We start from the raw sequence: 14,710 nt of genomic DNA, 5'->3' as shown, positions 1-14,710 counted from the left end.
CTTTTCTAGTTTTTTTCAAATAAAGAAATATTGTTTTCATTTGATAAAGTATTTTCTTTTTCTTTAAGTAAATTTTCAAGTTCCAACATTTCTTTTTTCATTGTTTTTATATCATTTTTTATTTTATTAATTTCTACTGGTTCTGCAATTAATATTTTCTTTTTGATTTTTTCAATATTCTTAAAATCAAAATAATTAAATTCTCTTTTATGTGAAAATTCTTTTTGATTTTTAAGCTCACCAGGTAAAAGAGTTTCTTTTATTTCTTCAGCATTCTTTATTTTATTTTCAATTACTTGAATTCTATCATCATAAGTAACATTTTTATTTGTTAGATATTTAACGGCCAGATCAGATAGAGAAGAAATATAGTCTTTGTTATCTTGGAACTCAATATACAACCGATATCTTTTCATAAAGCAACTGACCAAATCTTTGCTAAGACCACAACTTTCATACCAATTCATAAAGACATTATTTTCTTTTAATTTAATTGAAACTTCATATAAATCTTTACATATTTGAAACATTAAGTCTGAATTTTTCCTAAAGTTTTTTGATAAATTCTTTTCTTTTTCAATTATGAAGTTTTTAGTTTCTGGATCTATTTCGTAACTCTCGAAATCAAAATTTGATTTATAAGTTTCTGTTTCTAGCTTATTTTTTAATTTAGCTAAACTTTTATTCATTGCCATTTATAATCACCTCAATAACCTTTAATAGCTCAGCTCTAATGTATTCAGTAGGTTTAGCTTTACTATCCCAGATGCTTTTATGCTTGGCAATTAAATTAGTTATTATTGAACTTTGTTTAATTGGTTCTGTAAGAAGTATTCCAGCATTATCAGAAATTTCTTTTAATTCTAGAAAAATTTCTTTTTCAATTTTTGATTTTCCACACCTATTGGGAATGATACTTTTTATTTTTTTTATGTCATCCACAACATTAAGTATATTAACTATACCCTCGGTTGTTATCTCATCCAAATAAGTGGGTATGATAATCTGTGAAGCTGTTTTAATGAACACTTTATCGCCGCCAAGTGTAGGAGAACCATCAACAAAAATGTAGTCATATTTTGTTTTTAATTCTTTTATCAAGTTTTTAAACTTTTCTTCAAAATTTCTTTTTAATTTATATTCAGTAAGTGGAATATAATCTAAATTTTTAGAAAGATGAATTAATTCTCCAATTCCTTTTGAAAGCCATGCTTCTAATCCAACTCCATATTCTCCTTCAAATCCAGCATATGAAAGTATATTATTTTGATTATCAGAAGTTAAAATTAAAGTTTTATATCCAAGTTCTGATATCCCTTTAGCTAGCCAGTAAGTAATAAGACTTTTTCCGACTCCACCTTTATTGTTTTTTATCAATATCATTTGGAATTCCTCCTGAAGTGCATATTTCTAAATTGATTTGCATTGTTTTTCAAGTAGACAAACAAAGTTTTAGAATCAAAAAGTTTTTCTTTTTCAATAGTTTGTAGAGTATAACCATTTTCTAGTAATCTTTTAATGATTTGAATTTTATTCTTCTTTTCAATTTTATTAGATCCAAAATTTAGCATGCTACCCCCTTTTCAAAATAACCATCAATTATTTTTTTAGCTCCTTCAAAAATTTCAGTTGTATTTGCTGATGTTTTTAGCAGCTCGTAAATTTGTTGCTTATTCCAGTTAACATCTAAATAGCTTAAGCAATAGTTAGCAATTGATTTAGATGCTTTTGTAACATCAATTTGTTTCTCAATTTTAGAATCTATAATCCATTCCCCTTTTAGTGCTTGATATAAAACTGCATCAAAGCTTTTGAATTTTCCTGAAGTATTTTGTTTCTTGATTTGATTATAGATTTCATTAAAAGTTTTTTCTTTTAGTTCATGAATATTTTTATTAATTAAATTTATTGTTATTTTATCAAGGTTTTTATTATTTAGAAATTCATAACTACTACTTTCTTTTTTGTCTTCTTCAATTTTTGTGCTAGTAGTAGTTTTATTAGTATTTCTTATTAGAGTCTTATTAGAGGTACATCCCATGTCACTACTTCCTGCATGAGATGTATCTACTCCAGTACATGAGATGTCACTACCTACATGAGATGTACCTACATCAAATGTATCTACTTTTTCAATGTTATTTAAGTAATATTTGTTTGCCATTCCTTTTCTTTTTTCAATAGAAATGAATCCTTTTTTTTGCAGATTCTTTGTATATTTTGTTACTGTTCTTTTATCTTTTATTCCTAGCTCGTTGCATAAAGTATCTAGCCCAGGGAAAGCATAATTTTTTCCATAACTATGTCTAGCAAGGCATATATATAACATTTTTTCATAGATATTTATATCAGTTCTATCAATCAAATCATTTTCTATCCAGAACCAATTTCTTTCTCTCATATCTCTCATATTTATTCCTCCAATTTTATTATGCTACTAATTTTTTTTCTAAAAATGCTAAAGTTTTATCTATATTTTTACTTTTAATTTTTATAATTTCATTTTCATTGTAAAATTCAAGACTAAATAATTTGTTTTTTCTATCGTATTTAACCTTTATTTCTAATTTTACTTGTCCAAAATTTACATTCCATTTTCCATTTTTTACCAATATTTTCATAATTCCTCCTCACAATCTTACAAAGTAATTGACCAAGAGCTGAATTTATGATAATATCAAAGTGTTAGGGGGATATATCATAATATTCCTAAGGGTAGTTATCTTGGTCGGTGGCTGCCTTTTATTTTACAATTTTTACAATTTTTTCGATTTTTATAATCTTTGTTATGAATGTTTTTCCACATATAGGGCATTTGTAGTACCTAAATGTCCACCCTTGCTTATGTTTGGTGCAATATACACGAATCTTCATGTGACAATCAGGACATCTAATCATCTTTTCTCATTTTCCTTTCAATACTTTCTAATATTAATTTTGTTTCAACTTTGCTATTATCTATTTTTAATTTTTCTCTAGCTTGAACAGCATAATTGATTAAATAATTTCTTAAATTATCATCAAGACTTTCATAATGAAAATCTTCTTGTTTTTCTTTTCCAATGCTAACTGTAAATTTTTCTTGGAACTCTTTCATTTGTTTCAGTAAATCTAAAACTTCTTGATTTACTATTGGATCCCTTATTTTTTCAGAGATAGTTAATAATTTTTTATAAAAGGATTTAGACATATCATTATTCCAGGACAAGACATCATACAGTTTAATCCTCCTTTTATCATCTAGCCTATCAATAACGGATGCGTTCCTTAAAGCTTCTTCAAATGTCATTATATGCACTTGTAGGTTCATACTTCTTTCAAGTTCCACTGACAATCCTTTTTGTTTATTCATTTTCCCTCCTAATTTTTAATTTGCTTATTGAAATCACTAAGAATTTCTTAGCAACTCCAACAAATAAATTAAAGCCCCTTGCTTATTTGTTAAATGTTCTATTAAATATGATAAAATAATTACTATACCTGTTAATTAACAGGTATAGCTACTCCAAAATTTTTTTTATTTTTTCAATAATTATTTCATGATTTTTTTTTATGCATCTATACATATATTCTCTAGAAACTCCTAATGTTTCAGCTAATTCTTTCATAGTTAAATCTTTAGACAATACCTTTATTTTAATTTCTTTTAAAGTCATAGAACCTCCTTTTTACATTCACTTTAGTGATTAAAAGAATTATATCATCTTCATTCACTAAAGTGAACGCTTTTTTATTTTTTATTCCATTTAGTGAACTAAAATGAGTTATAATAATATATAAGAATAGGAGGTAATTTATGGATGAGTATATTGTTCCTGAAGCAAATAGATTAAAGCTAGCTAATTGTTTAATAGAAAAAAGGAAAGAATTACATTTAGGACTTAATCAAGTTTCTTTAAAATTAAATATAACTAGTTCTCTTTATTCTAGGCTTGAGAATGGAAAATTATTAAAAATAAATCCTTTCCTTATTCAAAAAATAGCAAAAGGACTGAAGCTAGATTATAAAGAATTATATAAGATTATAGGTTACCTTAAAGATGAGGATTTTAAAATTTATGAAGAATACAACCATTTATCTAAAAATAATATTTGTGGCAATAAAGGAAATATTAATTTAGGAGAAATAATTAATTCTAAATTAGATTCTAAAGAATCAGATTTAACAGATGATTTAACAGATAGTGAAAAAGAACAAGTAAGAACTTTTATTAATTTTTTAAAGTCTCAAAAAAAATAAAACAAAAGGTGTTGTAATGAATAAAAATTATATGTCAAATAATGAAAATAATAATAATAGTGGTAGCATTAATTATGGGTTTTATTTCTCTAATTGTACATTGGAAAACTGTAATTTTAATGATAGTCATTCTAAAAAAAGAGTTCCAGAGTTAAATAGAATATGGAGCTTTTTATTTATTGCTGCTTTTATATTTTTTGCTTGTAATTGTTTGAAATTAATAAGTTAAGAAAGACTCTCTTTAGATTTTAAAGAGAGCTTTTTTTATAAAAATTTAAGGGGGAGAAATTATGAAAGATTTAGAAAAAATTATAGATTTAGAGAAACAAGAGCCTACGAGAATAAAGAAAATGCCTTTTTTCTTTTTGGCTTTCTTTTTAGGAACATTTGGAGCACATAAATTCTATCAAAAAAAATATTTTTTAGGAATACTTTATATAGTCTTTTCTTGGACTTACCTTTCAGGAATAGCTGGAATAATAGAAGCTATTCTTTGCCTTTTTAAAAAAGTTGATAGTGATGGATACATCATACCAAAAACTTCAATTCTACCTAAAACCAAGATTTTCTTTTTTGATGTAGCAGGTACTTTTTATGAAAATGAAGATGGTAAAGAAAGACAAGATTTAATTAAAAGATTTGTTAAAGAAGAAAAAAAATATTTATCTTTTGAAAAATATGACGGACTTACTGCTTCTCAAATAAAAGATTATCCTATTGGGATGGAAGTTTATGAAGTCCCTGAAACTAAAGAATGGGAAAACGAAATTGAATTTGAATTTGAGCCAGACAATGAATACGACGAAAATGCAATTAAAGTTAATTTAAGTTATCACGGGTGTATTGGGTATGTTCCTAGAGAAGATAACATTTTAGTTGGAGAACTTATTAAAAATGGGCAAATAAAAGCTATAACTCATAGTATAACTGGCGGTAATTATAAATATTTTGATGGGGAATCAATAGAAAAAGATGAAGAAGAATATGAAATATCTGTAAATATTTCATATAAAGTAGATTTTTCTGAAAATCTAAATAATAACAATTGAGAAAATTAATTGTTTTATTTTTCACAATTTTTACAGTTTATACTATAGCAAATCAAATAGTTTTTATTACTCCAAAAGGAAAAAAATATCATTCCACTAAGAGTTGTCCTAGTTTATCGAGAAGTAAAACAATATTAGAAATAGATATATCTGAAATAGGTGCTAGGCAGCCTTGTAAAAGATGCTACTAAATAAAAAAACATTGAAAAATAGAAGGAGTTAAAAATGAGTGAAATAGGAAGAGTCGTTGAAATAATGGATCAATATACAATTATGATTTGTTTTAAAAATAAAATTAAATTTAAGAAAGGTACAAAAATAAAAATATTTGAAACAGGAGAAAAAATTTCAGATTTTGAAGGAAATGATGTTGAAATTATGGAAATATATAAAGACATTGTTGAAGTTGTAGAACATTTAGATAAAGTTATTATTTGTCAATCAATCGAAAGAATAGAAACAAATCCTTTTATTATTCCTACGATTCTTACGAGAAAATATACTAAAAAATTAAGATCTTTAAATGTAAATTCAGAAGATTTTACAAATAGAATTTTTAAAACAGAAGCTCCAATAAAAAAAGGAGATTATGCTAAAATTTTAGAATAGGGATTATTTTGCTGTTGTATTATTTTATTAAATATGGTAAACTATGTGTACAAATTAGATGACTTGGTCCTAACGGCATTATATGTCGCTGACTGACTATCCTACCATAGTTTACTGTGGTAGGATTTTAATTTATAAGGAGTTTATTTTGGAAAAAAAATATGACAAACCATTTAAAACATACCTTGAGCAGCTAAATATTTTAAAAGAAAAATATGGTTTAAACTTAAATTTTTCTGTTCAAGAATTAGAAATAATAAAATCAATTTCTTATTATGATATAGTAAACGGATATAAAGAATGTTTTATGGATAAAAATGATACATATCTTAAAGGGACTACTCTCAATTTTATGTTCAAATTTTTACAATTTGATAAAAATTTTCAAAATATATTATTTAAATATAGTGTCTTTGCAGAAAATAATTTTAAGACTAATTTGGCTTATTCCATAAGTAATAATTTTGGAGTAGAAGCTGATTCTTTTTTAAAAGAAGATAACTTTCAAAAATTTGATGCAGATCCTGAAAGAAAGTACAAATTGGAGAAGCTTTTAAGGAACATAAAAAGAACATCTTTAAAAACCAAAGATCCACCAACGAATTTTTATAGAGAAAACCATAATCATATTCCGCCTTGGGTTCTTTTTAAAAATATAAAATTTAATTCTTCTATAGATTTATATAGTGCTTTAAAAGGAACAGATAAAAAAGAAATTTATGAAGAATATTTACAAAATTATAATATTTCAAAAAATGATAAAACTGATTTTTTAAAAAATATGTTAACTATCGTGAGAAAGTTTAGAAATAAAATAGCCCATAATGGTAAATTTATAACATATAATATCGAAAATAAATATCAATTACTTCCTAGATGCTTAGAAAAAATATTTGTTAATGCCCCATTAGTCTTTTCTAAAGATGACATTAAAACTTCTTTGGGGAGAAGAGATATTTATGGAATGATATTAGCATTAACTATTTTAATAAAAAATAAAGCTTTAGTGCTTTCCATGTTACAAGAAATAAATTTTTTATTCTCTACGGAATCAAAAATAATTAACAAATATATAAATATAACTAAGCTACCAGATAATTTTATTTTTAGAATTAATAAATTGGCTTTTTATGTTTCAGAAGAACAAGAAAAAAGTAAAAATAAGCTTATTGCTAATGTTAAACAAAAAGATGAATTATAATTTTAGAGCCTTTAATTAGGCTCTTTTTTTGTTGATTTTCATTAAAAAACACAACAATCTGAAAAAGTGTACTATTTATAGTACAGAAATTTGCATGTTCTTGAAAAATCTGCTATATTTTAAGTTGAAAGTAAAATAAAATATAATCGGGGTGGAAAATGGGCTTGCAAGACAAAATGTCAGATAAAGAAAAAAGAATAAATGCGCTAGGAAAACTAATACAATCAGGGTCATATAATGACTCGTACTTAAATATTAAAATAGATAAAAATGGATTTATAATTTCTGTTTTTGAGCAAAAGCAAATTAAAAAAGTATTGCTTGAAAATGTAGAATCTTAAAAAAATTTGCTAAAAAAATAAAAATGTTGTATCATCATTATGAAGTAGTTAATATCACAAGCCGAACTGGATGGGTATTAGCAAGAAAAACTTCAAGACAATTAAATGACAGCACAAACAATTTTCGACCCTGGAGGTGGATTGTTAAGAGAAACAGAATTATATCTGTTCTTCTTAACAATCCACCTTTTTTTATTAAAAATAATTAAAAAAAGGAGAGTGAATAAATGGGGAAACTAAGAAAAAGTTTTAGTAGAGAAGCATCAAGAAGAACTGTAAATTGGTTACAAGATATTTTTCATTTGGATATTGTTTCTAGTAGAAACCATTCAACAGAAGAATGTGAAAATGATATTAAGCTTATAGTTAAACATCTAGCTGGGTATGAAAGCTCCAAATCGGAAGAATTTGAAAATTTTAAGCAGCAAAATCAAAGCTTAAATAGAAAAATTGGAACTTTAGAAAACAAATTAAAACTATCTGAAGAAAATTCAGATAAATATTCTACAGAACTTGAAAAAAATATGTTGGAAAACAAAAATTATAAAAATACTATTGGAAAAATTAAAGAACTATACCAGGAAGAACATGAAGAATTATTAAAATTGATTGCCAAAAAATGGTGGCAAGTATGGAAGTAAATAAAATGTAAAAAGGAGCTAAGCATGGAATGGCTGAAAAATTTAACACGGGAGTAATTGGAATAGATAGAGTTGTTATTAATAACTTTACTATAAATAATTTTGAAAGCTTAAAGAAAAAAGAAATACTTAATGATTTTGAATATAGTGAGAAATTAGAAAAAAAGAATAACTTATTTAATTTAAGCTATTCAGTTAATTTAAAGAATACTGGTGAGATGTATCGTATTTCTTCTCTAGAATTTAATCCTTCTAAGATCCTATATGGAAATAACATTAAAAATGCTTCACCTGCTGAACTTATAGAAAGTCTTGGAATAATAGAAAAGCATTTAAAAGAGAATCAGATTAATGTTAATTTTTCAGAAGCTAAGATAAAAGAAGTTGAACTTAACATAACCTTAGAGAACCAATTTGAAAGCATAGAAGAGATAACAATGTTAATTGGTAGAGCAAACTTTAAGAAGTCTTTAGGCATGTATTCATTTAGCGAGGAGCATATTCCAAAGCAAATCAAGAAAGAAAGATCCTTATATATTAATTCAAAAAGAAATCCTTGGAGAAATAATCAAGGAAAAGTAATTAAGATTTATGATAAAACTTTTGAAATGGAAAGAAAGGGAATATATATTCCTACTAAACTAATCAGGATAGAAATTTTATTAGGAAATGATTATTTTAGAGATTATATGAAAACTATTAATTCAGATAATTATTTAAAAAGTTTTGTTTGTCAGGATATTCAAAAGATTTTTAAAAAATGTTTGGTTAAAGAATTAAAAGAAAAACCACAAAAATATTTATTAGAAATAAAAAAAAACTTAGAAAATGATTTTAATTCATTTAAAAAGAATGAAAAATTAAAAAGAGAAAAGCGAAAAGAGTATAAAAAAAAAGAATTAATAATTCCTGATTTTTTAAAAGAAGAAAGAGGAGTATTTGAATATCTAGAAAAGAATTCTTGGATCTTTGATTATAACTTTCTTATAGAAATTATAGAAAAAAATATAGATTCTAATCATAGATACATGTATAAAAAACAAGTTTTAGATAAGTATTTACATAAGAATAATTCACAGAAATATGAACAACTCCTTAAAAATTTAGGGATATTTTTTTAAACAACTAAAACAAATTAGCTGTTCTATAGTTTCTTGACATTATCTCTTTATTTTGAATGTTTAAGAGCTAAAAATAGCATCCAAACTTTGCATGCTTTTCTGTAATAGTAATTAAGTAGTTCCATAAACTTAAAAATATTATCTTTTATATATCTTTTTTAGGAGGTGATTATGGCTTTTACAAAACAAAAAGAATTTGAGATTAGAGCAAGATATGAATTTGGTGAAAATTTAAATGATTTAGCTATTATTTATAAAATTCCATTAGTCACTATTAAGAAAAGAAAAAAGAAAGCAGAATTAAAAGGTGATCCTTGGATAAAAAATAGTAGGTCAAAAGATGGATATAAAAGATATATCAATGAATCAGATAAAAAGAAAGCAGAAATAGAAAAAAGAATCAATGAAAAAGTAAACCATCAATTGTTAGAGCTGGAAGATGATATAGCTATAAAATATAGCATAACAAAATCAATATTGAGTGATGGAATAGAAAGGTCAGCATTGACAAGATTTTCAAGAATAAAAAAGATAGCAGACCTTAGAAAATCTATTGAAAATATACCAGCAACAACAAATGAAAAATTAGTGATAGAAAAATTAAAATTAGAAAATGAAACTAAAAAACTTGAATATGAAGAAAAGAAAAGAGACCTAGATATGAAGAAAGAAATGCTGAATAATGATATTGGTTAAATGTCAATACTGCGGAAACAGATATGAGTATGGATCTAAATGTAATTGTAAAGAGAAAAAAGAATCTAAGCATAAAGTGAAAAAGAAAAACGATAGAAATTATGACAGAAATAAAAGAGATAAAGAAAGAGATAAGTTTTATCACAGTAACTCTTGGAAAGCCTTAAGAAAAGCTGCAGTTAATAAATTCTATGGATTAGATATCTATGAGTTGTACAAGACGGGAAACATTATACCAGGCAACATAGGACACCATATCATAGAGGTTAAAGATGATAGCAATAGAATGTATGATATAGAAAACTTAGTTCTTCTATCACCTTCTAATCATATTCAAGTTCATAGTATATACAATAGTTCTTTAAAAGAAAAAAGAAAGCTGCAAGAGCATCTATTCACTATAATAAAAGAATTCAAAGCAAACTTCTTATAGGGGGGGCATGCAAAGGTTTTTAAAGAAATTCCAACACCGTTTAGCATTACAATCAGTGAAAAAAATCCCCGAAAATGAAAAGTTTATTGCAAAAAAAGAAAAAATAGAGGTGACAGAAATGGGAAGGCCAGCAAAGAATATAAATTTATCTAATTCTCATATGTCTAAAGCAGATAAAGAAAAAAGAAAAAAATCAGAAGAAAAATTAAAAGGAAAATCAGACAATATAAAACCTGCTGCACATTTAAATCAGAATCAACAAAAATTATTTTATGAACTTGTAAAAGAATTAGAAGGTAGTGAGATCCTATCAAATTTAGATGTATATGTATTGTCTGCATGTGCAATATCTTTAGACAGAATAGCATTTTCAGAAAACATATTAAATAAAAGTCCTCTTAATAAAGATGCTATGAAAATACAAGATCAATATATGAAACAATTTTTAAGATTATGTAGTGAGTTAGGATTAAGTCCCCAATCAAGAAGTAGAATATCATCAATAGTATCATCATTAAAAAATAAAAATAAAGATCCTGTACTTAAGATTTTAAAAAGATGATTTTATTAGATAGAGCTTTACGGTATTGTGATGATGTTATTTCTGGAAAAGAAGTTACCACTTGGGAAGTAGAAACACAATGTAAAATTTTCAAAGAGGACTTTTTAGTTAATCAGTATAAAAAAGAATTTAAATATTATGCAAATTTAAACGAACTAGAAAAAATAAATGATTTATTAAAACTTTTTAATTTTGCAACTGGATTTGTAGCAGGACAACCAGTTTTAAAAAATTTAAAAAACTTTCAATGTTTACTTCTTGCGGGTATATTTTTGTTTAGATATAAAGACAAACCATATAAATTTAAAAATAATGATATCACTTTATTTATTGCCAGGAAAAATGCAAAAACTAATTTAGTAGCAATTATATTTATTTTGCTAATGCTAACAGAACAAGAGTATTCAGAGTTTTATTCAATTTGTTTAACTAAAGAATTAGCAGCCGAATTAAGAAAAGCAATGGTTCAAGTTTTAAATGCTAGTCCTGTTATAGCAGAACATTTTACAATTTCAAAAACCAAAACAGGAATCATAGAATGCAAGCTTACAGGAAATTTCTTTTTGCCACGAACAGCAGAAAGCGGAAAAAATAACTCGATTAGACCAAGCGCGTTTGTAAGTGATGAACATGGAAATTTTGAAGATCCTGATAACTTTAATGCTATGAAATCAGGACAATTAAATGTACTAAATCCTTTAATATTTAGAACTACTACAGCTTATAATATTTTTTCATCAATTATGGAAACGGATATTGAGTATATTAGGAGTGTTTTTAAAGGTGGGATTGATGATGAAAACCAATTTGCATTGCTTTATTATGCCTATAAAGAACATTTATGGAATGATACGGGGATGTATCAAGCTAATCCATTGCGGATTGAAGAAAACTACGAACAAATTAGAAGGAACAGAAAAAAAGCTAAATTAAAGCCTACGGAAAAGAATGAATATATAACTAAAAATATGAACAACTTTTTACAAAATGAATCTGAAGAAAAGTTTTTAGATATTTCATATTGGAAAAAAGGAGAACTAGAAAAAATAGATTTTAAAGGAAAAAATGTTGTAGTTTCAACAGACTGTTCTTTAACAACAGATTTAACAGCTTTAAATATGATGTTTGAAGAGCATGGAAATTATTATATAAAGGCTCATGCTTTTTTACCAGAAAAAAGTTTGGAATCAAGAAGAGAAAAAATAGATTATAGAGAAATGGAAAAATTAGGTTATTGCACAATAGTTTCTGGAAATTATATAGATTACAACTTACTAGAATCAAAAATAAGAGAAATAGAAACAGTATATGAATGTAATATCATTTGTATTTGTAGTGATCCTTATAACTTTATTCAAAACTTACAGAATTTATCAGAAGATTATAGAGTTGAAGTTGTAAAACAGACTTATACAGAGCTATCAGCACCTACAAAATCATTTAGAAATGATGTTTATGGTGGAAAGATATTTTATGAAAAGAACAAACTTTTAGATTGGTGTATGGCTAATGCAAAAGCTAAGGCTAAACATATGACAGGAGATATTATGCTAGAAAAAGTAAATAAAAATAAAACTAGAATAGATTTAGCTGTAGCGGCAATATTTGGATATAGTAGATTATATATTCAGAAACAAGAATATGATGCAATTAAAGCTTTAGAAGAAACTAGTTGGTAAGCAAGGAGAGTAAATGAAAAGAATAAAAAATTATTTTAAAGGTTTCTTAAGAAAAAGAGATTCTACAGTTGATTTTAACGATTGGAAAGATATTTTTTCTTTTGAACATGGCTATGATACTTTTTCAACTGATATTAAAGAATCTACATATTTTTCATGTATTAAAATAATTTCTGAATCAATAGCAAAATGTAATTTACAACTAAAAAAGAAAACTGATAAGGGAGAATTTGTAGAAAAAGATCATTATTTATTTGATTTATTAAGATTAAGGCCTAATCCATGTATGTCTGCAATTGATTGTTATAAAGCTTTTATATCACTATCTAGGCATTATGGAATAGCTGGTTTATATATTAATAGAAAATCTGATGGAAAAATAGAAGGGCTATATCCAGTAAAGATTGAAAGTGTAGTAATAGATGATAAAAGAATGTTTGATTATTCAGTAATAAATAAGGTTCTATATACAGTTTCTGTTCCAGGAACAACATCTTACATGGATTGTTTAGATAATGAATTGATAATCCTTAAAGATTTTACTTTTAACGGAATAGAGGCAAAAGCAAACAAAACAGTTACAAAAGAAAGCTTAGATAGTTCAATCAAATCTCAAAACTATTTAAATAAATTATTTAGTAATGGATTAACTAATAAAATAGTAGTTCAATTAACATCACAAATTAAAGAAGAATCTGAATTAAAAAAAATTCAAGATAAATTTAATAGAATGTTCTCAGCAACTGAAAGAGTATTTACAATGCCTGCTGGTTATGAAGTGAAACCTCTAAATTTAAGTTTAGCAGATGCACAATTTGTAGAATTAAGAAAACTAACAAAAGAAGAAATTGCTATGAGTTTTCATGTTCCTCTTTCAAAATTAGGTTGGGTAAAAGAAAATGCAAAAAGTGAAGAACAGGATAATTTACAGTTTTTAGGTGATTGTTTACAAGTTATATTCCAAGGAATAGAACAGGAAATGGATTGGAAATTATTAACACAAAAAGAGAGAAGAAAAGGATATAAAATAAGATTTAATATAAATACAATGCTTAGAACAGATGCAAAAACTCAAGCTGAAATTATTAACAGTTTTGTTAAAAATGGAGTTTATGATTTAGATACAGCAAGAAGAATTTTAGGATTAAAGTTAATTGGTGGAGATCCTATTGTAACACTACCTTCAGGACAAATATTGTTAAAAGATTTATTAGAAGGAAAAGTAAGCTATCAAAATAAAGGAGACAAATAAATGGAAATAACTTTAGATACAGTTAAGCATCATATGAGAATAGATAATGATGATGATGATGGCTATATAGAAACACTTATTGAAACATCAGAAATTTATATAACTTCTATGGTTGGAGATAAATATAAAAAAGATAAAAAAGCAATTAAATTGGCCAGTATTTTACAGTTAAAGATTATTAATGATTTATATTCAAGCAGAGGAACAGAAATACAGGTTGGAACAAAAAAAGATGTGATTGTAACAAGTATACTTGATAAATTATCAAATTTTTAAAATAAGGAGGTGAATAAATGTCATTAGAGAAAAGAAAAGTTAGCAATTATGAAATTAGAGAAGTTAAAAAAGATGATAAAGATACAGTGGAAGTAGAAGGATATATAGCTAAATTTAATTCTAAAACTGAATTATTCGAAGGGTATTTCGAATCAATAGATAGAGCTGCATTTGATGATACTTTAGCAGATGGACATAATATTTTTCTATTATACCACCATGATTGGGCGAAACCATTAGCATCAACAAAAACAAGCCAATTAGAATTATGCACTGATAATATAGGATTGAGGTTTAAAGCAACAATTAATATTAATGTAAGCTATGGTAGAGATGTTGTTGAACTTGTCAGAAACGGGCTAATACAAGGATGCAGTTTTGGATTTAGTTGTTTAGAAGAAGATCTAAACTATGACTATGAAAATGATATTTTTACGAGAGTAGTTAAAAAAGTAGAATTATATGAAGGATCCATTTTATGCAATCCTGCATATGAAGATACAGAAGTTTTTACAAGGGAAAAGGGTTTGATATCAGAAGAAAGAAAGAAATCGTTAGAACTAAAAGAATTAAAACTAGATTATGAACTATATAAATTAATATAAAAGGA

General features: G+C 25.6%; 22 protein-coding genes. 15 read left to right on the top strand and 7 right to left on the bottom strand.

All coding sequences use genetic code 11. The features are described 5' to 3' along the window. Positions 1–5: 5 nt before the first annotated feature. From GIL12_RS01815 to GIL12_RS01785, 7 genes are all read right to left on the bottom strand, one after another. A complete protein-coding gene (locus tag GIL12_RS01815; RefSeq protein WP_163468523.1) occupies positions 6–695 on the bottom strand; it encodes a hypothetical protein in 690 nt (229 codons plus the stop codon). Next, on the bottom strand, positions 682–1,383 hold the full coding sequence (locus GIL12_RS01810; protein WP_163468521.1) for a ParA family protein: 702 nt from the start codon (positions 1,381–1,383) through the stop codon (positions 682–684). Before GIL12_RS01810 ends, GIL12_RS01815 begins: the two co-directional genes overlap by 14 nt. Then, the gene (locus tag GIL12_RS01805) at positions 1,380–1,571 is read right to left on the bottom strand and encodes a hypothetical protein (protein ID WP_163468519.1); all 192 of its coding nucleotides are present in this window, start codon (positions 1,569–1,571) and stop codon (positions 1,380–1,382) included. The genes GIL12_RS01810 and GIL12_RS01805 overlap by 4 nt, the downstream gene beginning before the upstream one ends. Next, positions 1,565–2,410 (bottom strand): helix-turn-helix domain-containing protein, encoded by an 846-nt coding sequence (locus GIL12_RS01800; protein WP_163468517.1) that lies wholly within the window; start codon positions 2,408–2,410, stop codon positions 1,565–1,567. Before GIL12_RS01800 ends, GIL12_RS01805 begins: the two co-directional genes overlap by 7 nt. Before the next feature lie 19 nt (positions 2,411–2,429). After that, on the bottom strand, positions 2,430–2,621 hold the full coding sequence (locus tag GIL12_RS01795; protein WP_163468515.1) for a hypothetical protein: 192 nt from the start codon (positions 2,619–2,621) through the stop codon (positions 2,430–2,432). 269 nt (positions 2,622–2,890) lie between these two features. Continuing rightward, the gene (locus GIL12_RS01790) at positions 2,891–3,352 is read right to left on the bottom strand and encodes a hypothetical protein (protein WP_163468513.1); all 462 of its coding nucleotides are present in this window, start codon (positions 3,350–3,352) and stop codon (positions 2,891–2,893) included. A 148-nt stretch (positions 3,353–3,500) separates the two neighbouring features. Then, on the bottom strand, positions 3,501–3,656 hold the full coding sequence (locus GIL12_RS01785) for a hypothetical protein (protein ID WP_163468511.1): 156 nt from the start codon (positions 3,654–3,656) through the stop codon (positions 3,501–3,503). A 140-nt stretch (positions 3,657–3,796) separates the two neighbouring features. Between GIL12_RS01785 and GIL12_RS01780 the strand changes: the two genes are divergently transcribed. From GIL12_RS01780 to GIL12_RS01710, 15 genes are all read left to right on the top strand, one after another. Continuing rightward, complete coding sequence (locus GIL12_RS01780; RefSeq protein ID WP_163468509.1) at positions 3,797–4,240, top strand: helix-turn-helix transcriptional regulator; 444 nt, start codon at positions 3,797–3,799, stop codon at positions 4,238–4,240. 16 nt (positions 4,241–4,256) lie between these two features. Then, entirely contained in the window at positions 4,257–4,469 is a 213-nt protein-coding gene (locus GIL12_RS01775; protein ID WP_163468507.1) for a hypothetical protein, read from the top strand. A 61-nt stretch (positions 4,470–4,530) separates the two neighbouring features. Next, positions 4,531–5,289 carry an NINE protein gene (locus tag GIL12_RS01770; RefSeq protein WP_163468505.1) on the top strand — a complete coding sequence of 253 codons (759 nt, stop codon included), beginning with the start codon at positions 4,531–4,533 and terminating at the stop codon, positions 5,287–5,289. A 225-nt stretch (positions 5,290–5,514) separates the two neighbouring features. Then, positions 5,515–5,898 carry a hypothetical protein gene (locus GIL12_RS01765; protein WP_163468502.1) on the top strand — a complete coding sequence of 128 codons (384 nt, stop codon included), beginning with the start codon at positions 5,515–5,517 and terminating at the stop codon, positions 5,896–5,898. Positions 5,899–6,046: 148 nt separating this feature from the next. After that, entirely contained in the window at positions 6,047–7,099 is a 1,053-nt protein-coding gene (locus tag GIL12_RS01760; protein WP_163468500.1) for an Abi family protein, read from the top strand. 158 nt (positions 7,100–7,257) lie between these two features. Then, positions 7,258–7,440 (top strand): hypothetical protein, encoded by a 183-nt coding sequence (locus tag GIL12_RS01755; RefSeq protein ID WP_163468498.1) that lies wholly within the window; start codon positions 7,258–7,260, stop codon positions 7,438–7,440. Between the two features lie 227 nt (positions 7,441–7,667). Beyond that, the gene (locus GIL12_RS01750) at positions 7,668–8,081 is read left to right on the top strand and encodes a hypothetical protein (RefSeq protein ID WP_163468496.1); all 414 of its coding nucleotides are present in this window, start codon (positions 7,668–7,670) and stop codon (positions 8,079–8,081) included. Positions 8,082–8,110: 29 nt separating this feature from the next. Further along, on the top strand, positions 8,111–9,202 hold the full coding sequence (locus GIL12_RS01745; protein WP_163468494.1) for a hypothetical protein: 1,092 nt from the start codon (positions 8,111–8,113) through the stop codon (positions 9,200–9,202). A gap of 171 nt (positions 9,203–9,373) precedes the next feature. Next, positions 9,374–9,898, top strand: coding sequence for a hypothetical protein (locus GIL12_RS01740; RefSeq protein ID WP_163468492.1), 525 nt, complete (start codon positions 9,374–9,376; stop codon positions 9,896–9,898). Further along, positions 9,885–10,331 carry a hypothetical protein gene (locus GIL12_RS01735; protein WP_163468490.1) on the top strand — a complete coding sequence of 149 codons (447 nt, stop codon included), beginning with the start codon at positions 9,885–9,887 and terminating at the stop codon, positions 10,329–10,331. The genes GIL12_RS01740 and GIL12_RS01735 overlap by 14 nt, the downstream gene beginning before the upstream one ends. 7 nt (positions 10,332–10,338) lie before the next feature. Continuing rightward, positions 10,339–10,893: a phage terminase small subunit P27 family gene (locus tag GIL12_RS01730; protein WP_163468488.1), complete on the top strand. Its 555-nt coding sequence runs from the start codon at positions 10,339–10,341 to the stop codon at positions 10,891–10,893. After that, complete coding sequence (locus GIL12_RS01725) at positions 10,890–12,572, top strand: terminase TerL endonuclease subunit (protein ID WP_163468486.1); 1,683 nt, start codon at positions 10,890–10,892, stop codon at positions 12,570–12,572. The genes GIL12_RS01730 and GIL12_RS01725 overlap by 4 nt, the downstream gene beginning before the upstream one ends. 13 nt (positions 12,573–12,585) lie before the next feature. After that, positions 12,586–13,824: a phage portal protein gene (locus GIL12_RS01720; RefSeq protein ID WP_163468484.1), complete on the top strand. Its 1,239-nt coding sequence runs from the start codon at positions 12,586–12,588 to the stop codon at positions 13,822–13,824. Further along, on the top strand, positions 13,825–14,100 hold the full coding sequence (locus GIL12_RS01715; RefSeq protein ID WP_203522475.1) for a head-tail connector protein: 276 nt from the start codon (positions 13,825–13,827) through the stop codon (positions 14,098–14,100). A gap of 17 nt (positions 14,101–14,117) precedes the next feature. Continuing rightward, positions 14,118–14,705: an HK97 family phage prohead protease gene (locus tag GIL12_RS01710; protein WP_163468482.1), complete on the top strand. Its 588-nt coding sequence runs from the start codon at positions 14,118–14,120 to the stop codon at positions 14,703–14,705. Positions 14,706–14,710: the final 5 nt, after the last annotated feature.

This window comes from Fusobacterium sp. IOR10 (genome assembly GCF_010367435.1).
GTDB lineage: Bacteria > Fusobacteriota > Fusobacteriia > Fusobacteriales > Fusobacteriaceae > Fusobacterium_B.
This window is presented reverse-complemented; position numbering and strand designations above follow the sequence as displayed.